The sequence below is a fragment of the Nocardia sp. NBC_00416 genome (genome assembly GCF_036032445.1).
GTDB lineage: Bacteria > Actinomycetota > Actinomycetes > Mycobacteriales > Mycobacteriaceae > Nocardia.
The window spans coordinates 1,837,823-1,856,629 of the sequence record NZ_CP107932.1; the positions used below are offsets into that span (position 1 = coordinate 1,837,823).

The 18,807-nt window shown below is 67.3% G+C and carries 19 protein-coding genes; 6 read left to right on the top strand and 13 right to left on the bottom strand.

The window, feature by feature from the left end; genetic code table 11:
• Positions 1–193: 193 nt before the first annotated feature.
• On the bottom strand, positions 194–1,042 hold the full coding sequence (locus tag OG804_RS08165; protein WP_328395506.1) for a PRC and DUF2382 domain-containing protein: 849 nt from the start codon (positions 1,040–1,042) through the stop codon (positions 194–196).
• Between the two features lie 586 nt (positions 1,043–1,628).
• On the opposite strand from OG804_RS08165, the gene OG804_RS08170 reads away from it, so the two are divergent.
• Positions 1,629–3,296, top strand: coding sequence for an FAD-dependent oxidoreductase (locus OG804_RS08170; protein WP_328395508.1), 1,668 nt, complete (start codon positions 1,629–1,631; stop codon positions 3,294–3,296).
• A 12-nt stretch (positions 3,297–3,308) separates the two neighbouring features.
• Entirely contained in the window at positions 3,309–4,763 is a 1,455-nt protein-coding gene (locus OG804_RS08175) for an ATP-binding protein (protein WP_328395510.1), read from the top strand.
• Positions 4,764–4,995: 232 nt separating this feature from the next.
• Here OG804_RS08175 and OG804_RS08180 read toward each other — a convergent pair whose 3' ends face one another.
• Positions 4,996–6,141, bottom strand: coding sequence for an FAD-dependent oxidoreductase (locus OG804_RS08180; RefSeq protein WP_328395512.1), 1,146 nt, complete (start codon positions 6,139–6,141; stop codon positions 4,996–4,998).
• Between the two features lie 96 nt (positions 6,142–6,237).
• Here OG804_RS08180 and OG804_RS08185 point away from each other — a divergent pair, with 96 nt between their 5' ends.
• Positions 6,238–6,825, top strand: coding sequence for a TetR/AcrR family transcriptional regulator (locus OG804_RS08185; protein ID WP_328395514.1), 588 nt, complete (start codon positions 6,238–6,240; stop codon positions 6,823–6,825).
• Positions 6,826–6,859: 34 nt separating this feature from the next.
• Here OG804_RS08185 and OG804_RS08190 read toward each other — a convergent pair whose 3' ends face one another.
• The gene (locus OG804_RS08190) at positions 6,860–8,026 is read right to left on the bottom strand and encodes an alpha/beta hydrolase (protein ID WP_328395516.1); all 1,167 of its coding nucleotides are present in this window, start codon (positions 8,024–8,026) and stop codon (positions 6,860–6,862) included.
• A 60-nt stretch (positions 8,027–8,086) separates the two neighbouring features.
• Entirely contained in the window at positions 8,087–8,752 is a 666-nt protein-coding gene (locus OG804_RS08195; RefSeq protein WP_328395518.1) for a TetR/AcrR family transcriptional regulator, read from the bottom strand.
• Positions 8,753–8,809: 57 nt separating this feature from the next.
• Here OG804_RS08195 and OG804_RS08200 point away from each other — a divergent pair, with 57 nt between their 5' ends.
• Positions 8,810–10,300, top strand: coding sequence for a flavin-containing monooxygenase (locus OG804_RS08200; protein WP_328395520.1), 1,491 nt, complete (start codon positions 8,810–8,812; stop codon positions 10,298–10,300).
• 136 nt (positions 10,301–10,436) lie between these two features.
• Here OG804_RS08200 and OG804_RS08205 read toward each other — a convergent pair whose 3' ends face one another.
• The 9 genes from OG804_RS08205 to OG804_RS08245 form a co-directional block, all read right to left on the bottom strand.
• Positions 10,437–10,742 carry a type VII secretion protein EsxR gene (locus tag OG804_RS08205; protein ID WP_328395522.1) on the bottom strand — a complete coding sequence of 102 codons (306 nt, stop codon included), beginning with the start codon at positions 10,740–10,742 and terminating at the stop codon, positions 10,437–10,439.
• A gap of 51 nt (positions 10,743–10,793) precedes the next feature.
• The gene (locus OG804_RS08210) at positions 10,794–11,102 is read right to left on the bottom strand and encodes a WXG100 family type VII secretion target (protein WP_328395524.1); all 309 of its coding nucleotides are present in this window, start codon (positions 11,100–11,102) and stop codon (positions 10,794–10,796) included.
• Positions 11,103–11,252: 150 nt separating this feature from the next.
• Positions 11,253–12,041 carry an ESX secretion-associated protein EspG gene (locus tag OG804_RS08215; RefSeq protein ID WP_328395526.1) on the bottom strand — a complete coding sequence of 263 codons (789 nt, stop codon included), beginning with the start codon at positions 12,039–12,041 and terminating at the stop codon, positions 11,253–11,255.
• Positions 12,042–12,066: 25 nt separating this feature from the next.
• Positions 12,067–13,038 carry a PPE domain-containing protein gene (locus OG804_RS08220; protein ID WP_328395528.1) on the bottom strand — a complete coding sequence of 324 codons (972 nt, stop codon included), beginning with the start codon at positions 13,036–13,038 and terminating at the stop codon, positions 12,067–12,069.
• A gap of 16 nt (positions 13,039–13,054) precedes the next feature.
• The gene (locus tag OG804_RS08225) at positions 13,055–13,351 is read right to left on the bottom strand and encodes a PE family protein (protein ID WP_328395530.1); all 297 of its coding nucleotides are present in this window, start codon (positions 13,349–13,351) and stop codon (positions 13,055–13,057) included.
• 12 nt (positions 13,352–13,363) lie between these two features.
• Complete coding sequence (locus tag OG804_RS08230; protein ID WP_328395532.1) at positions 13,364–14,641, bottom strand: hypothetical protein; 1,278 nt, start codon at positions 14,639–14,641, stop codon at positions 13,364–13,366.
• On the bottom strand, positions 14,638–14,955 hold the full coding sequence (locus tag OG804_RS08235; protein ID WP_328395534.1) for a hypothetical protein: 318 nt from the start codon (positions 14,953–14,955) through the stop codon (positions 14,638–14,640). Before OG804_RS08235 ends, OG804_RS08230 begins: the two co-directional genes overlap by 4 nt.
• A 119-nt stretch (positions 14,956–15,074) precedes the next feature.
• Complete coding sequence (locus tag OG804_RS08240; RefSeq protein ID WP_328395536.1) at positions 15,075–15,401, bottom strand: YbaB/EbfC family nucleoid-associated protein; 327 nt, start codon at positions 15,399–15,401, stop codon at positions 15,075–15,077.
• A complete protein-coding gene (locus OG804_RS08245) occupies positions 15,398–15,712 on the bottom strand; it encodes a hypothetical protein (RefSeq protein WP_328395538.1) in 315 nt (104 codons plus the stop codon). The genes OG804_RS08240 and OG804_RS08245 overlap by 4 nt, the downstream gene beginning before the upstream one ends.
• A 217-nt stretch (positions 15,713–15,929) precedes the next feature.
• Between OG804_RS08245 and OG804_RS08250 the strand changes: the two genes are divergently transcribed.
• The gene (locus OG804_RS08250) at positions 15,930–17,957 is read left to right on the top strand and encodes a hypothetical protein (RefSeq protein ID WP_328395540.1); all 2,028 of its coding nucleotides are present in this window, start codon (positions 15,930–15,932) and stop codon (positions 17,955–17,957) included.
• Positions 17,954–18,736, top strand: coding sequence for an ESX secretion-associated protein EspG (locus tag OG804_RS08255; RefSeq protein WP_328395542.1), 783 nt, complete (start codon positions 17,954–17,956; stop codon positions 18,734–18,736). Before OG804_RS08250 ends, OG804_RS08255 begins: the two co-directional genes overlap by 4 nt.
• Positions 18,737–18,807: the final 71 nt, after the last annotated feature.

The following is an 18,807-nucleotide window of genomic DNA, read 5'->3' on the forward strand; positions in this document are numbered from 1 at the left end:
GCCGTCTCGGAACTGGCAGTGGGAGAAGCGCGTCGGCACCATCTTCGCCGAACTCGACCTCCTGCCGGGGATACATATCACCGGCGCGTTCTCGCGGTCCCGCGGTTGACGGGCTGAGCAGGTCCGGAACGGATGAGCACGGCCGCCGGCGGGTCCGGACCCGACCCGAGCCCGGACCCACCGTCGCGCGGGTTCAGCGGCGGGTGTCGCCGCGATCCGCACCCTCGATGTCGATCCGCTCCTTGCGAACCGTCTCGGTGACCGTCTGCTCGCCTTCGACCCTGTCGACGACCATCCGGACCCGTTCGACCGGGACCGTCTCCTTCTCCACGGTGACGCGTTCCTCGTGCAGGGTGACCTCCCGCTCCTGTTCGCCCCAGTCGGTGGGCACGGCCGCCGGATCGGTGATCGGTTCGCGTTCGATATGCACTTCTTCGTGGCTCGTCGGCACCGTGATCGTCTGCTCCTCGGTGACCACGTATTTGTGCAGCCGCGCGCGCCCGGACTCCATCTCCTCGGTGCCGATGTTCAGGCGTTCCTCCGACCGGACGAGGAAGTCCACGCGGTCGCGCATCGCATGGGTATCCGGGGCCGCCGCCATCGGGGTCGTGGGCTTCGGAGTCGTGGTCTTCGGGGTCGCGGTGCCGGCGGCACCCGTGAGACCGGCCGCCCGTGTCTCGCCGAGGTCGGGCTGCCCGGCGTGGCGGCCGTAATCGTCCCAGCCGGCGCGGTTGGGATCGATGCCGTAGTGGACGAACAATTCGTTCTCGGAATCCTGAGTGATCAGCCCGTCGTGCGCCAGGTGCGGCGCGGACTTCACCGCGTCCTTGCGTACCCGCACCTGTACCTCGGTCGCGTCCTCTCGTAACTGGGCGCCGGCGAGCGGCACCAGGGAGTCTTCGCTGAACATTCCCGTGCTCACCGAGGCCCACGTCGGCGCGCCGGAGCTGTTGTCGACGTAGACCCGTTTGACCTTGCCGATCCTGGCGCCGCCGAGGTCGTACACCGCGTCGCCGATCAGATCTTCCACATGCTGAGCCATGTTCATTCCTCATTTCTCGTCCGATACGTGGTCGGCCGACCGAGCGAAGGCGGTCCCGGCCTCTTCCGGCTCATCTCCGATCGCAGTCCGGACGGCGACCCGCCGCCTCATCGCTCGGCGTGCCCGTCGCTCCCGGCTCCACGCGATATCGAATCGAGCGCGACGCTGCACCCACCTCGTAGCGGGTCCGGTTTCCCGACGGGAACACCCGATCAGCTACATCGGGGCAACTACCCGGCAGGGTGGTTGTCAAACAGGCGCGCCGGATAACTATTCCGCAAACCTCCAGCGCGTGATCCTGCGACGCCGGTTCATTCGCCGAGGTAGAAGGCGAGCATCCGGTCCGTATTCGGCGCTCGGCAACACGGCCGGACGGTCAGGGAGCCCGGAGAAATCCCTCGCGATCGCACCGGCGGCAACGTCGCCCACCCCCGCCCGCAACGACCGGCTCTGTCGAGGGCAGGCCGAGCGGCGCCGAGGGCGGAGCCCCGCACACACCCCGCTCAGCGGGAGATCCCGAGCGAACCGGGTGCGCTGCCCGCCACCGGAGCAGCTCCCTGACGTGCGGACGCGCCATACTCGTTGGGTGAGTTCCCCCGCTGTCGCCAAGCCCGCCATCCTCAGCGTCGACGACGATCCGGGCGTATCCCGGGCCGTGGTCCGCGATCTGCGGCGTCGTTACGGCGCCGATTATCGGATCCTGCGCGCCGAGTCGGGGGCGCAGGCACTGGAGGCCTTGCGCGAGATGAAGTTGCGCGGCCAGCCCGTCGCGGTACTGATCGCGGATTTCCGGATGCCGGGTATGGACGGGATTGAATTCCTCGAACAGGCCATGGACCTGCACCCCTACGCACGCCGGGTGCTGCTCACCGCCTACGCCGACACCACTGCGGCCATCGACGCGATCAATGTCGTCGATCTGGACCACTACCTGCTCAAACCCTGGGATCCGCCGGAGGAGAAGCTCTACCCGGTACTGGACACTCTGCTGGACGCCTGGCGCAGTAGTGAGCACCGGCCGGTGCACGGAACCAAGGTGATCGGCAACCGGTGGTCGCCGCGTTCCTCCCAGGTCAGGGAGTTCCTCGCGCGCAACCAGCTGCCCTACCGCTGGTTCCTCGCCGAGGAACCCGAGGGCGCGCGACTACTCGAGGCCGCCGGCGCCGATCCGCGGCGTTGCCCGGTGGTGATCACCGAGGGCGGACAGGCGCTGGTCCAGCCCACCGACGGTGAGCTGGCCGAAAGCGTGGGGCTCAGCACGGAGCCGGCCGGGGACTTCTACGATCTCGTCGTCGTCGGTGGCGGCCCGGCCGGTCTCGGCGCCGCGGTGTACGGCGCCTCCGAGGGACTGCGGACCGTGCTGGTCGAACGCACCGCCACGGGTGGCCAGGCGGGTCAGAGTTCGCGGATCGAGAACTACCTGGGATTCCCGGACGGCCTGTCGGGTGCGCAATTGGCCGATCGGGCTCGCCGGCAGGCGGCGAAGTTCGGCGCGGAAGTGATCACCACTCGTGAGGTGGTCGCGCTGGAGGTCAACGGGTCGGCGCGTACCGTCCGTTTCGCCGACGGCGGCGCATTGTCGGGCCATACGGTCATCATCGCGACCGGCGTGGACTACCGGCGCCATCCCGCACCGGGGGTGGACGAGTACACCGGTCGCGGGGTCTACTACGGCTCGGCGATGACCGAGGCCGCCGAATGCGCCGGACACGACGTCTATATCGTCGGTGGGGCCAATTCGGCGGGCCAGGCGGCGATGTTCCTGTCCCGCAACGCGCGCACCGTGCATCTGGTGGTCCGCGGTGACGCACTGGACACGTCGATGTCGCACTATCTGGTCCAGCAGATCGCGCAGGTTCACACCATCAAGGTGCACACCGAGACCGAGGTGGTCGCGGTCGACGGCGCGGACCACCTGCACACACTGGTGTTGCGCGACAACCGGACCGGAGCCGAGGAGAAAGCGGCCACCGAACGGCTGTTCCTGTTCATCGGCGCCGCGCCGCAGACCGAGTGGCTCGACGGCGTGGTGCACCGCGACCCGGCCGGGTATGTCCTGGCAGGCCCGGATCTGCTCGTCGACGGCGACCGCCCGGCGGGCTGGGAGCTGTCCCGGCCGCCGCACCATCTGGAGACCAGCGTGCCGGGCGTGTTCGTCGCCGGTGACGTGCACGCCGAATCCGCCAAACGGGTGGCCTCGGCCGTCGGCGAGGGCGCCATGGCCGTCATGCTCGTGCACCGCTATCTGGCATAGGGAGGCCGACCGATGAGTATCTGTGACCCCATCGAACTGCGGACGCTGTTCCTGTTCGAGAAACTCGACGACGAGCAGCTCGCCTGGTTGTGCGCCGACGGCCGCATCGAACATCTCGAACCGGGCCCTGTCTATCAGGAGGGCGATCCGGCGACCTGCTTCTACGTCCTGATGGACGGCGAGGTACGGCTCACCAAATTGTCCGGAGGCCGGGAGATCGAGATGTCGCTCACCGACCATCGCGGCACCTACGCCGGCGCGTGGACGGCCTATCTGGGCGAACGCGCCGAAACGCAGTACAGCACGTCGCTGTACGTGACCCGTCCGTCGCGCTTCTACGTGCTGGACGCGCAGACCTTTTCCCGCATGATGCACGCGTGGTTCCCGATGGCCGTCCATCTGCTCGAGGGCGCGTTCTTCGGCAATCGCAACACCAATGCCCGTATCGCCCAGCGGGAACGGCTGCTCGCGCTCGGTTCACTGTCGGCAGGGCTGACCCACGAGCTCAACAATCCGGCCGCTGCCGCGGTCCGGGCGACCTCGGGTCTGCGTGACCGGATCGCCGGCATGCGGCACAAGCTGGCCATGATGGCGCAGGGCAAATTCGATACCGCGGTCCTGGAGACCCTGGTCCGGTTGCAGGAGGAGGCGGCCGCCCAAGTCGCCAAGGCGCCGGACCTGTCTCCGATGGAGGCCGCGGACCGGGAAGACCTGCTCGGTGACTGGCTCGACGAACACGGGGTGCGCGACGGCTGGGAACTCGCCCCGAATTACGTTCAGGCCGGGTTCGATACGGACTGGCTGGAGCGGGTGGCCGCCACCCTGGAAGGCTGTCCGCCGCCGGTTCTCGAGGGCGCCTTCCGATGGCTGAACTACACCATCGAGACCGAACTGCTGATGAACGAGATCGCCGACTCCACGACTCGGATCTCCACCCTGGTCGACGCGGCCAAGCAGTATTCGCAGATGGACCGGGCCCCGTTCCAGGTGGTGGATCTGCACGAACTGCTGGACAGCACACTGGTGATGCTCAGCCGCAAGATCGGCGATTCGATCGAGGTCGTGAAGGATTACGACCGCTCGCTGCCCGCGGTCCCCTGCTATGCCGCCGAACTCAATCAGGTGTGGACGAATCTGATCGACAACGCGGTGTACGCGATGGACGGTCGCGGCACATTGACGCTGAGCACCCGGCTGGAGAACGACTGCGCGGTGGTGGTCGTCGGGGACACCGGCCCGGGTGTCCCCGGGGAGGTACAGGGACGTGTCTTCGAGCCGTTCTTCACCACCAAGCCCGTCGGTGAGGGCACCGGGCTCGGTCTCGATATCTCGTTCCGGATCGTGGTCGACAAACACGGTGGAGACATCCGGGTCGATTCGCGTCCCGGGGATACCCGTTTCACGGTGTGGCTTCCACTCACCCGTCCCGACGACGAACCCGCGGATGTAGCGGACACGGAAGGGTAGCGCCCGCCGCGAGTGCCCCGGGCGGGGCGGACGGCGCCATCGGCTCGGCGCTCGCGAGCGGGTTCGCGGTGCGCGCGGGACGGCAGCGCGAACGGTCCGGCCCCGCCGCCGATCTCGGCGGCCAGGAGTAGAAATCCCGAGCTGGTGGGGGTGGTGAGGCGGACCTTCACAGCGAGTTGCTCGTTGACGATTTCCATCGTTGTATTCCTTTTTGCGAGAGAGGGTCCCGGGATCAGCGGCGGTCGAGACCGGACAGCCGCCAGGAGAGCTTGTTGCGCACCACGGACGTGCCGCCCGCGAGCCGCATGACGAGATTGCGGAGGGGACGCACCGCGGCCGGCATGGTGGCCAGCCGGGTGAGCTGCCCGGCGGTCGAGAGGACGGTCTCGGTATTGCGGCGCCGGGTCGCCGCATGCTCGTCGAGCAGGCTCTCCGGCTCGCCCCGCAGCACGCGGGACAGGACCGTACCGGCCGCGACCGCGTCCTCGATTCCCAGATTCATCCCCTGCCCACCGGCCGGCGAGTGCACATGGGCGGCGTCTCCGGCCAACAGGATCCGGCCCTGCCGGAAGCTGTCGGCGATGCGGTGGTGCACCCGGAAGCGCGAACCCCACACCACTTCCTCGACCACCGCGGGGTGCGCCTGCGGACCGCGTTCGTCCAGGAGTTTCTGCAAGAAGGCGATATCGGGCTCGTGCGGCGCCTCGTCCACCGTGGCCACGATCCGGTACATCCCGTCCGGCAGCGGCGCGACGACGACCAGACCGGCCGGCGAGAAGTACAGGATCACCTCGTCCTCGGGCACCCCGCCGGACACCCGGATATCGGCCAGGCTGAACGATTCGGCGTAGCTTCCGCCGGTGAATCCGATCCCGGCCTGTTCTCGCACCACGCTGTGCAGACCGTCGGCGCCGATGAGGTAGCGGGCGCGGATCTGCTCCCCGTCGGACAGGGTCGCGGTGACCAGCTCGGCGTCCTGCACGACCGTGGTGACGGTGACCGGCCGCCGCACCGCTACGCCGAGTTCGGTCAGCCGTTGCAGGATGAACTTCTCGGTATCGGCCTGCGAGATCATCAAGGTGTAGGGGTAGTCGGTGGGCAGCTTGTCGAACGGGACGGCGACCAGCACCTGATCACGGTCGCGGATCGTGAAGTCGGGGGTGTGCAGCCCACGGCCGACCAGCGCCGGCGTCACTCCGTAGGGCTCCAGCAGCTCGAGGGTGTGCGAGTGGACGACGGCGGCGCGCGAGGTGTTCGCGCCCTCGGCCTGACTGTCGACGATGACGACGTCGTGGCCGAGCTGCGTCAGGACGACAGCGGCGGTGAGGCCGACCGGCCCCGCCCCGATGATCAGGACATCTGCGATTTCGGTCGTCATTGCTCTTACCCGCTCTCAGTAGGTCAACACTTGTTGGCATAAGACTATGGCGGCCTGCCGGCCGTTGTCAACAGATGTTGGCCTACAATCGTTGGCATGAGAAGGTCCTCGACGGAAACGAAAGCAGTCATCCTCGCCGCGGCGCGCGAGCGCTTCGCGGCCGACGGGTACGACCGGGCCACCATCCGGTCGATCGCATCCGACGCCGATATCGACCCGGCGATGGTGATGCGGTACTACGGCAACAAGGAGCGGCTGTTCGCGGCGGCGGCCGAGTTCGATCTGGAACTACCGAACCTGACAGCGGTTCCGCGCGACCGGATCGGTCCCGCCCTGGTGGCTCACTTCCTGGACCGCTGGGAGCGAGATGAAACCCTGCTGATCCTGCTGCGCGCGGGCGTGACCAACACTGCGGCGGCCGACCGGATGAGATCGATTTTCGCGACCCAACTCGGGCCGGTGGCCGCGAAGGCCGGCAACGACCCCGCGGAGGCGCCGATGCGCGCCGGTCTGGCAGCCTCCCAGATCCTGGGCATGGCGCTGTGCCGCTTCGTGCTGGCATTTCCGCCGCTGGTCGCGATGACCGGACAGGAGATCATCGACTGGCTGGGACCGACGATCCAGCGATACCTGACCGGACCCGTCCCCCAGGTCGCGGCCGCGCCGACCGACACCGCCCTGTAACCGCACCCCCTGCCGACAACAGCCCGCGGCATGGTCACCGAGGCCAGGCGGGAGCCGCGCCGGCCACGCTGCTGATCCGCGCCTGGTACCGCTCCACGAACGGCAGCACCTGCTGAGCGATCACCTTGTTGTACTCGGCGGGCCGCTGCCGCGGATTGGCATGGCCGGTACCGCGCGGCTTCACCACCAGCAGATTCCCATTGATTCCGCCGACCTTGTCGATCAGCACCTGCTGCGTGTGCGCGACGTCGACGACCCGGTCCCGGCTCGCGGTGTGCGGGCGGATGAAGACAATGGCCGGCCGGGGTTTGCCGTGCGCGGGCCTGGCCACCGCGCGCAGGTTATCGGTCGCGCCGCCCGCCACGATCGCCAGGAACTGCGCTTCGATCAGCCCGTTGCTGGCGGCGTCCTCGTTGAAGATCTTGTCCCGCAAGACCTGCGCCACCGACGCACGCAAGTCGTGCAACCGGATCCCGGGCACTCCGGTACGGTCCAGGAAGCTATCGCGCCGCGCGTAGGTCTCCACCGCGGTGCGCAACCCCCGGCTCTCCCGCGCTCCGGGCAGCCAGCCCATCCAGCGCACCATATCCTCGCCGAGACCCCGGCTCTCCGGGCGCACCGAATCGAGGTCCAGCGGTGTGCAATCCAGCAGCACCCCGACCAGCCTGCGATCACTGCCGGTGTGAATGTGCTCGGCGACCTCCAGCGCGATCACGCCGCCCATACTGTGCCCCGTCAGCACGATATTGCGCACACCCGACATCACCGCGGCGCGGATGATCAGATCGGCGATCACCTCGGTGTCGATGCCGCGGTTGTCATAGCGGATCGCCCACACCGCGCCCATCTCCCGCAGAGCCGGAAGCGAGGCCGCCGTATCGCTCGCGTTGAGATTGCCGAGTCCCACCAGATCGACCACGGCGGTATCCCGTTTGTCCGGATGTGCCGGTTCGGCGATCGGCAACAGCGCGGGCTCGGTCAACGCGAGACGCGTGCGCTCCGGCTCGACATCGTGATCCCAGTACTGCGCGAACGCGACCAGGATGATCAACAACAGTGCGGCCACCCGCGACAACGCCAGTCTGGTGCGGCGCAACGTCTTCCACCCGTGCCCGAGGCGCGTTTCTCGCAACCGGGCCCGGCGACGTTCCTCGCTCCAGTCCCCGACGCTGGACGGATGCCATTCGTCCAACGGCGACATCCCTCCACTGTAAGTGCCGAGAGGGTCACTACCGGGCGGCGTCGCCGTACCGTCGCCGCGTCAGTCCCGCCGGACGCCGTCGACCAGCAGCCGCCGGATCGCCTGGTTCAGTGCGGCGATGGCGTTCTCGTCCGGATCGCGCAACCCGTGCACGACACCGGCCAGCAGCATCCCTGTCACCGCGCGCGCCGTATTGGCCGTGTCGAGATCCGCTCGCAGGTAGCCCAGATCCACCCCGTGCTCGAGATACCCGGCGGTCAGGGCGTCGGCGGTGTCCAGCAGACCGTAGAGGCGTTGGGTGAGTTCGTCGTCGATTCCGGGCGCGTGGAACAGCAGCAGCTGGGCCACCCGGCGGTCCTCGATGAGGATCCGGGTGAGCGCGACGCCGATGCGGTCGATCTGCGCCCGGTACTGGTCCAGGGTGGTCGCGGCATCGGGCGCGTTATCGGTGCCCAGCGCGTCGATGATCCGGGCGGCCAGATCGTCGATCACATGGTCGATGATGTCGCGCTTATTGTTGAAGTACCGGTAGAAGGTGCCGTGGCCGATACCGAGCTGCGCCGCGATATCGGCGATCCCGGTCGAGTGATAGCCCTTTTCGGCGAAGCAGACGAAGGCGGTGTCGATGATCTCCTGGCGTAGCTCGGCCTTACGGCGTTCGGCCCGCGTCGATGGCTTCGTCACGCCACCGATGATACTGTCATCACAAGCGGAATGATGTGTCATTCTGTGATGAACCGTTCAGAAATACAGTTCGTTCAGCACAGCAGCAGGAGGTTCGGCGTGGCACCTCGATACGACGCGGTCGTGGTCGGTGCGGGATTCGGCGGTATGGGTGCGGGTATCCAGCTCGACCGCCTCGGCCTGCACAATTATGTGATCCTCGAACGCGAATCGGACCTCGGGGGCACCTGGCACGTCAATCGCTACCCCGGTCTGGCCGTCGATATCGCCTCGGTGACCTACTCCTATTCCTTCGAACCCAACCCGAACTGGTCGCGCCTGTTCGCACCGGGCGCGGAACTGAAGAAGTACGCCGACCACGTCGCCGACAAGTACGGACTACGCGAGCGGATGCGCTTCGACACCTCCGTCGACAGCGCCCGCTGGGACGCCGAGCACCAGCACTGGGTGGTCACGCTCGCCGGCGGTGAAACGATCACCGCCCGGTACCTGCTGACCGCGACCGGGTTCCTCTCCCAGCCCTACACCCCGCCGTTCCCCGGTATCGACACCTTCGCCGGCAAGATCATCCACACCACGGCCTGGGACGACAGCCACGACCTCACCGACCGCCGGGTCGCGATCGTCGGCACCGGCGCCACCAGCGTCCAACTCGTACCCGAGGTCGCCGCGCGGGCCCGGGAGCTCACCGTTTTCCAGCGCACCCCGATCTGGGTGGTCCCCAAGGTCGATATGCCGATCCCGCCCGCGGTCCAGCGGCTGTTCGCCCGGGTGCCGGCCGCCCAGAAGGCCGCCCGGCTGGCCAACACCACCGCGCTGGAAGCGCTCATGGTGATCGGCGTCCTGCACTACAAACAGGCCAAACCGTTGAACAAGGCGGCGGCCCTGCTGGCCAAGGCTCATCTCCGCGCGCAGGTGCGCGATAAGCACACCCGCGAACGACTCACCCCCGACTACGATTTCGGCTGCAAACGCCCCACCTTCTCCAACCGTTACTTCACCACCTTCAACGAACCGCACGTGCGTTTGGAGACCGGCGGCATCGAACGGATCGAGCCGGACGGCATCGTCACCGGCGACGGTACGAAAACCGAGATCGATACCCTGATCCTGGCCACCGGCTTCAACCTGTGGGATGTGAACTTCCCGGCCATCGAGATCATCGGCCGCGACGGGGTCGATCTCGGAAAGTTCTGGCGGGACAACCGTTTCCAGGCCTACGAGGGCATCACGGTACCGAAGTTCCCGAATTTCCTGAGCCTCAACAGCCCCTATTCCTACAGCGGGCTGTCCTACTTCACCACCATCGAGGCGCAGATGAAGCATATGGGCCGGCTCTTCGGAGAGATGTCGCGCCGCGGTGAGACCACATTCGAGGTCAGCGAACACGCCAACACCGAGTTCCTCGACCGGGTCACCGACAAACTCGGTTCCTCGGTGTTCTACGGCGGTGACTGCGCCACTGCCCGCAGCTACTACTTCAACCAGCACGGCGAGGCCGCGCTACTCCGCCCGACCAGCACGGTCAGCGCACATCGTGAAGCCGTCCGCTTCCCGGTGGACGACTATCTGTACGGCAGGACCGGCTGAGCCGGCTCGTGCCCGATGAGTTCCTCGCCGACCCACGCAGGTTCCGCACCCGGTCGACGAAGGAACGGAAGTCATACGAAAACGGTCGGCCGGATCCTGATCCGGCCGACCGTTCGCGCAGTGTTCGAACCGGCCTTCAGCTGAAAGCCGCGAACCCGTCGCCGATCTTCTTATCGGTCTGCAGCGCGCGATGCAGCGCGTTCTCGACCGCGATGGCGAGCTGGTCCAGCTTGTGCAGGGTGTCCTCCAGTTCGGTGTTCACCGCACGGTGAGCCCCCTGGAATCCTTCCTGCGCGCCCTCGCTGGCCATGGCCGCGAGGAAGTTGTCCTTGGCGGTGCCCAGGGCCTCGATCTCACCCTGGATCTTGCTGCCCTCGGTGTTCAGCGCGTCGAACAGCGCCTCCATCGTGGGCCGGTCGTAGAGAATCCTGTCGTCGCTCATATTCCAATTCCTTTTCGGTGAAGCGGATAGCTGAAGAGGCCGGCGGCCGGATCAGAGGCTGGTGTAGCCGCCGCCGGGGATGAAGTCGTCCTCGTCCATACCGAGAATCGCCTGGGTGGCTTTCTCGGTCTCCTGGGTCAGGTCGTCGAGCTTCTTGTTCAGCTTGTCGGACTCGTCGCTCCAGTCCCGCGAGGTGGTGACGAACGAGGCGTTCGCCGAACCCTTCCAGCCCGCGCGGGCGGCATCGCCGGCCGAATCCACGGCCTTCACCGACAGCCGCAGATTCTCGATGGCCTGATACATCTCGCCGGTCGCTTTCTTGACCAGCTCGATATCGAGATCAACACCCTGTGTCGCCATTACTGGATTCCTTTCGTGAGGTTGTGTTCGTGCCGAGATCCGAGGATCTCGAGATGATGAGACGGTGGGTCAGCGCCTCGGGAGCTACTGATTTCGCCGCCGACGGACCCGTCCGCGTCTCCGCGTGATCGGCCCCGGCAATCGCCTGGCCTACGACATCCACCCTCCTACCGGCAGCGAGTGGACGAGAGCGGAAACCGCCTGGGCTATCCGGTGATCGGAACCAGGCGTGAATGTCGACCAGACCTGGTGGTCCGGTGCGGTACCGGGGCTGGCGACCAGCCGCCCGCGCGCGGTGTCGTACACCACGACGGCTCCCGCGGATCGGTGGGTGACACCCTCGCCGTGGGCGTAGGCGACGATTTCGGAATACGCGGTGCAGGTGGACAAAGCGAGACCGAACTCGATCGCCGTCCGCTCCTCGACCCCGAGGTCATAGAGGGCCTGGGTGTACTCGCTGGAATCGGTGGCGCCGTCGAGACGTTCCCGCAGCGCCGCCACGGGAGCGCTGAAACTCGCTGTCGCCGCGGGCGGGCAGGCGCCGAGCACATCGAGCAGCGGGCGCGCCAGCGCGGTACCCGTCGCATCGGCCCAGGTTGTTCGTACCTCGAAGACGTCACCGGCCCTGGTCGCCACCGCGTGCCGTTCGGCGCGGCGGGCCAGGCACGCGCGCCGGACTCCGGCCTCGGTGTGGACCCGCGCCACCAGTTCACGGTCCGGTTGGGACAGGACGTGCAGGGCCGCGGCGAGATCGGTGTCGACCTCGTCATAGCTGTCCACCAGGCCCGAACTCCGCAACCCGGCCAGCGCCTCGCGCTGCGCGGCGGCCCACGCGGCCGCCGAATCCTGTTGGGGCCCGGCGCCGAGCACCAACGGCAGGGTCTGCACACCCAGCAGACCCGTCACGGCCAGCAGGCCGTCATTGGTCAACGTCGTCACAACACCCCCTCCCACCAGGGCAGCGTCACGGCGACCCCGTTCCCGGGACCGCATGATGGGAAGGTTCGGCCGCGCCCAGCACCGGTGGGGCCGCCTGGATACCGGCCTCGATCTCCATCACCTCGCCGTCCTCGGAGTCGACGATTCCGGCGCGCACCGGGCGATCGACGCCGGCGGTTCCCGACGACGGTGTCATACCGCCCGGAACCATCCGTCCCGCTTCCGACTGCGCGGCCGCGGAGGAGGACTGCACGGGCACCGGCTCCGCCGCGGCCGTGGACAACGAGGTGTAAGCCCTGGCCTGATACGCGGAGATGGATCGGGGCGCGCGGGGCACACCCAGACCCGTGCCCGCCATCATGGCCGGTACGCCACCGGGCACAGCCCGGCTCGGGGCCGCCGGAGCGGCCTTCTGCTCGGCCTCCAATGCCGCGCTCGAGACGATCTGCGGTGGATGCACCTGTTCCCACGGCAGTGCCAGCGAAGTGGAGGCCGACTCGTAGCCGTGCATGACCCGGGCGGCGTTCGCCTTGGCGATGTGCTGTTCGGCGTCGACCTCCGCCACCGCCGCCACGAGCGGGGCGCCGAGCGCCGCGCCGATCTGCTCCATACTCCGAATCGCCGCTGTCATGGCGGCGATCTCGGCCATATGCGGCATTGCCAGACTCGCCATCTCATAGGCGACCGCCTGACCGCCGGCCAGCGAGGCGTTGCGTCCCGCGGCCGCGGCGGCGTCCACCAGCCATTCCCGCAGCGTGGTGAATCGGTCGATCGCGGGGCCGCTCTCGGTGGACCGCCACGAATCCCGCATCCGGGCCATGATCTGGTCGTATTCGACCACTGCCGCACCGAATGCCGCGGCCAACCGCGCCCATGCGGTGCCCGCCTCGGCCATGGGCCGCACACCGGGACCGGTGGCCAGGTCGTGCGCGAGCTTCTCCGCTGGGCGTGCCTCCCATATCACGCCGGTGAAACCGGGGACCGGCGGTTCGATCATCTCTTCCGCTCCACGGCTAGGTCGTTGCTCTCGAGCCCGCGACGTTGTCCTCGTCCATCCGGACGAGCTGATCGGACTGCGAACGCAGGGCCGCGGCCAGCTTGCGGATCTCGTGGACACCGCGGGTGGTGGCGTCGTCGTACGAGGAGGCCACCGCACGCAAGGTGTCGGCCGCACGCACCGAAACCTCGTCCACACCGGCCGGTTCGACGGCGAGCGCGGGCAGGTTCGCCCGCAGTGCGTCTTCCAACCGGCCGGCCAGCGCGTCCAGTTCGGTGCCGGCCCGCCGGACCTGGGGCGGATCGAATTCCATGCCGATCTCCTGTCAGAGGGTCAGTGCTTTGTCCGGGGAGTCGCCGCTCACCGGTTCGGACACACGCTCGGCCGTGCCGACGACCGGCAACGACACTCCTTCGATATCTCCGACGACCTCGTTGCCGTGCTCCGCGTTGATCAGATGGTCACGCGCACCGTCGGCCGTCGTGGAATCACCGCCCTTGGCCATCCCGGCGCCGCCGCCCATTCCGCCGCCCATCGGGATCGCGTTCCCGCTGTTGCGGTTCGCGCTGCTGCTGGTCATGGCGGCGGGTGAGCTGCCCGCAGTGGCTGCGCTCCCACCGAGATTGCCGCCGGCGGCCCGGGTTCCGGACCATGGGGCGAGTTGCTGGGCAGGCGCTCCCGCACCGCCCATCCCGCCGCCGATTCCGCCCACGACGGGGGCGCCGGGCGAACCCGCGCCACCGATGCCGCCCCGGGCCGGGGAGTCGGCGCGGTCTCCGTCCGCGATCGACTTCACCGGATTCAGTGTTTCCTGCAGCTGAGCGACCGATTGCGCTCCCGAGGAGACCGCACTCACCAGTGTCGGGACGATCTGCATCAACTGCGACACCATCTGCATGGGATCGACGCCGTCCGGCGCGTTGGTGACCGGTACCTTCTCACCCGTCTCCATCATCTTGGCGCTCTCCACGCCCAGTTCCGTCCGGGTCTTGGCGGTCACCGCGGCCGCCTCGGCCAGGGTTTCGGTGGTGGCCGAGAGCAGGAACACCTGACCGATACCGGTCAGCAGGAACGGGCCCGCGGCGGCCACGGAGGCCAGGTAGCGCGCCATGATCGCCGCCATGGTGGTGGATCCGGTGAACACCGATGTCGCCGCTGTCGCTGTGCCGGCGGCGGTTCCGGCGCTCTGGCCGGCTATCGCGGCGCCGTCGCGCTGCGCCGCGCTCGCCTTGTTCGCCGCCTCCATCGCGGCCATGCCCTGCCACAACGTCATCGCGACCTGCACCGCCGACGAGCCCAGCTGCATCGAGGTCTGCAGTACGGAGGAGATCTGCGAGAACACCTGGGACGGATCGTTGCCTTGGCCGGCGACGAACTGTCCGGTGCCGAAACTACTGGCCAGATCGGTGATCGGCTTCGTCAGCAGCGACAGGTCCAGCGCCGGTAGGGGCGGAAGTTCCGGCATCGCGATCTGCGCGGGCAACTGTGGTAGCGGCCCGAGCCCCAAGTCCGCCAGCACATCGTTGACCGGCCGGTCCAGGGCGGGACCGGCCGCGCTCTTGCGCAGCAGGTCCAGCACGGTCGCGTCGATCGGTCCGGTCATGCCAGTCTGCCGATTGCCCCGAATTCGGAGGCGGTACTGCATTCGGTCAGTTCGTAGGCGGTAGCACCCTCATAGCAGGTCAGCGCCGTTCCGGCGTGTACCGCGGCGAGCTCGTTGACCGACATCAGATTATTGGCCTGGGCATAGGCGAAGGCCGCCAGGAAATCCTGACCGATCAGGCCGAACACCGGGATAGCGGCCGCGATGAGCGCCGCCTGGTTCGCGGCGCCGGCGGTCGCCGTCTCCACCGCCATGGAAGTCGACGCATCGCCGTACCCGCGGACGATGTGGGATTCCGCTGCAATATCAGTCATCAGAACGCCTAACGGCCGGGAAGTGAACATTCGCTATGTAAAACTACCCAACCCGATGACTCCCCCCTAGACAGAAGCTTGCCTCTATTGGGAAGCCGGGCCCGGCCGCCGCCGGGCGGTCAGTGGCCGGGCTCACCGCCCGGCATCGATTCGGCGAGTTCAGCATTGAACGCGCCGACCAGATCGCCGCGCCGGGCGATCGCCAGATGGGCGGCCCGCCCGGCGGTGGCCACCACCACCGACTCGAACTCACTCGGCGACAGTTTCGAGATCGCCTCCGTGAAAACCAGATCGCACAGTGAGCCGTTACCGTCGACCTCGGCGGTCACCGCGCCGTCGGGCGAGGTCTCGCGCACCCGGATCCCGGCGAGCCGATCTCCCAGGTCGCGCATCATGTTCAGCTGGCGGTGCACCCGCGCCTCCAGCGCATCCATCGCCTCGCTCATATCGACCTCAACCAGCTCTGCGGTTCGTAATCGTATTCGGCTTCCTCGACGTACTCGTCGCGTGCGACGTCCTCCGGTTTCGGCAGGCCGGTCAGCGCCAGCATCTCACTGCTCATCCCGGCGGCTTCCAGTTCCGCGCGGCGGGCCAGGCCCGCCCGGTTGGCCGCCCGTGTGCACAATCTCATGATCTCCCGGGCCAGATCTCCGGGCGCACGACGCAATTCGCCCGGTTCGATCCCGATCTTGATCGGCAGGCCCTGCTCGGTGGTCTCCACCGAGATCGAGCCGCTTCTCGACGTAGCTGTTGTCATCACACCTCGTCCACTCGTTGTTCCCCTGGAATTCTACGGTGACCGGACCCGCCGACCCCTGGCCTTGCTCGCACTCCTGCCACTGACGGGAAGAAGCGAGAGCCACCGCGGGCCGGTTCATGTCAGGATGTGACGGTTGAGTGATGAGGTTTCGGGAGCTACACATGGGTGCGGTCGACTTCTTATGGTTGTCGTGGGGACGTAGTCGGAGGCGAGGATGCTAGACGACCCGGATGGCGGAAAGCCGACCCCGCTCGTCGGCGCGATCGCGCCGGCCACGGACGACGATCCATGGAAGGACGTCGCGAAGCAGGTGGCGGCCGGTGATCTCGTATTCGATCCGATCGCGGCACAGACAGCGGCCGAAGAATGCGCCGAAGCCATCAGCAGAATTCTGGGCGTCCAGAAGAAGATCGCCACCGACACGGACGACCTCAACCTCACCGCGCTGAGCCAGTTGGCTTCCGGTGGAATGCTTGCCACTCAGTTCAACAACACTCTCGACGGCCTGAACGATGTGCTGGGCAGCCATAAGGCGGTGCTCACCCGAATGCTGGACGCGTTCAAGGAAGCCGGCAAAAAGTACATCGATACCGAACTCGATTCGGCGTGGGGATTCGATAAGCAAACCCGCGAAGACATGAAGAAAGACTTCGACCGCGTCAAAGTGAAGCCTGCGGACGGCACGGAAGGTTTCTCCAAGAAGGCGCCGAAAGCCACCGGACTGAAGGCACCGAAGACCCACCTCCAGAAGGAGGATGAGCCAGATCTTTGGGGCACGCGGAACATGAAGGTAAACCCTGACGACGGCATCCCGATCCGACCCGAGGAACTGGTGCGACCGGCGACAATCTCGGACAAGATGGCTGAATACCTGGGATCCAACCAGACTCAACCGGCGGCGCTTGAACAGTGGCGATTAGAGCTCGGCGCAAACACCGAGAACCCCGAAAGCCAGTCCTGGGGGGACCTTTACGAACTCGGTGAAACCACCAAGAAGGCGACCACCCCGGTGATCTACGTCGGGAAAATGTGGAAATGGATGGCCGACGAAATAGACGAGGCCGTAGGCGGCTTCGCCGAGCGGCTGGCGAAGATGCCCGACTCCCTCTGGAAAGGCGAAGGAGCCGATACCGCGATAGGTGCGGTCAAGAACTATCACGGTAAGTCCACTGACCTGACCAAACGCATGCAGTCGTTCGGCGCGAACCTGGATTACACCGCGCAGTGGCTGGCGAATACCCACAAAGGTATGCCCACCGACCGGACACCACCCAAGTTCGAAGGCGAGGACAACGACTACTGGAGTTCCGATATACAGAAGTCGGTGAACCGGCGCAACCTGGCCATATACCGGCAGAACATGGAAAACAACTATGTTCCGGGTGTTCAGGGATCGTCCCAGTTTGTTCCAGCGTTGACCGAACTGCCGAGCCCACCCACTGACAAACCCGACGGCAAGCCCGGAGGGGACGACAAGAAAACCGCTAAGGATGGCGCTGCGGGCCCCGGTGGCACCGGACCCGGCGGCACCGGCCCTGGCGGCATCAGTCCCAGCATCAGCGGCGGCGGCCTCAGTCCCAGCATCGGCGGCGGCACCGCACCCAGCATCAGCGGGATCGATCCGTACGCCGCATCGCGCTCGCTGATGGCGACGCCCGTCGACTACGACACCAGCGGTATAGACCCCACACAGGTGGGCGGCGGCGCGAACGACCCGGCTCTCACGAGCCCGGCGGCATCCGGCGCGGACGGGCTCGGTCAACTGGCCGGCCTCGCCCAACAGGGTCTGAGTGGTGTGGGGTCCGCTGCCCAGCAGGCAGCCCAGGCCGCGGCGCAGGACGCCGCCATGCGCTCCATGCCGAACATCCCCGGCCTCGGCGATCTCGCCCGTTCCGGCGCACCGAGCGGGCCCGGCGGCGCCCGAGGAGGCGGCGCGGGCGTGGGCGGTGGCGGTTCGAGCCCGGCGGCTCCCTCGATCCGGGCGGAATCCGAAGCGGCCCGCCTGTTCCCCCGGGCCAGTCTCGCGGGACCGGCGGCCTCCTCCGCAGCTCGCATGGGCATGCCCGCCTCGGGAATGCCGATGGGCGGCGGAACGCCCGGCTCCCCCGGTTCGGGCGCGGGCGGTAATCAGGGACAGCAGAACAAAGACCACAAACGTCCAGCCGGCCTCAACTCCAAGGAGCATCTGGAGGAAGCCATGGGCGAGGCGCGCACCGTCACCAAGGCCGTCGTGGAGAAATGACCCGTACCTGGAAATTCACCGACCTGGAGTTCGTCGTCGCCTGGGAGGACACCCAGGCCGATATCCTGCCCGGGCCGTTCGTGTTCACCAGCCGGACCCCGCTGTACTACGACTACCAGCGCGAGAAGCGGGAGATCAGGGAGCGGCTGCGCACGACGCTGGATCCCGATTTCCATCGGGTGGTGGATATCGCGGCGCGACCCGATATCCGCATCGAACTTCACGGATGGGGCCGGGACGAGGAGGACCCCGACAGTCAGATCCGGCTGCTCGCGGTCCGCCGCGGGAACGACGGATACCTGCTCAAACAACTTCCCGGAGAAACGGTGTGGCACAGCGGCGGCTATATCGTCACCGAATGCGCTCCGGTGGACCTGGCCGGGGCGCTCACGGCCGAACTTCCCGAGGTTGCCGCGGGCACCCGGGGCGAAACCGTGCTCGCGCGTCACTCCCGGAATCCCGATGTGGACTACAGCTTCGGGCGCTCGGTCGTGCACGACTCCTTCGACGACACCGTCCACGAACAGACGACCGGGTTCCTCGAGGCGCCGACCACCGGCGAGGGCATCATCACGATCAGCCAGGGCATATCCCGGTTCGGCCCGCGCGGGGTCTTCCGGATCCGAATGCGCTGGCGTGATCTCGACGACGACGGCCGCTACGCGATCACCCTCGGGCCCTCGCCGGTTGCCGTGCCCGTGGAGGCGAAACAACTCACCGCGATGCTGAACGACAGCATCGCGGAAGTGGTGTCGGCCATCCGGGACGAACGCCGCTGACCCGGTTCGGCGAGCAGTCGCTACGGAGTGCTTCAGCGCTCATCGAACCGGGATCCCGAGGATCAACTTGC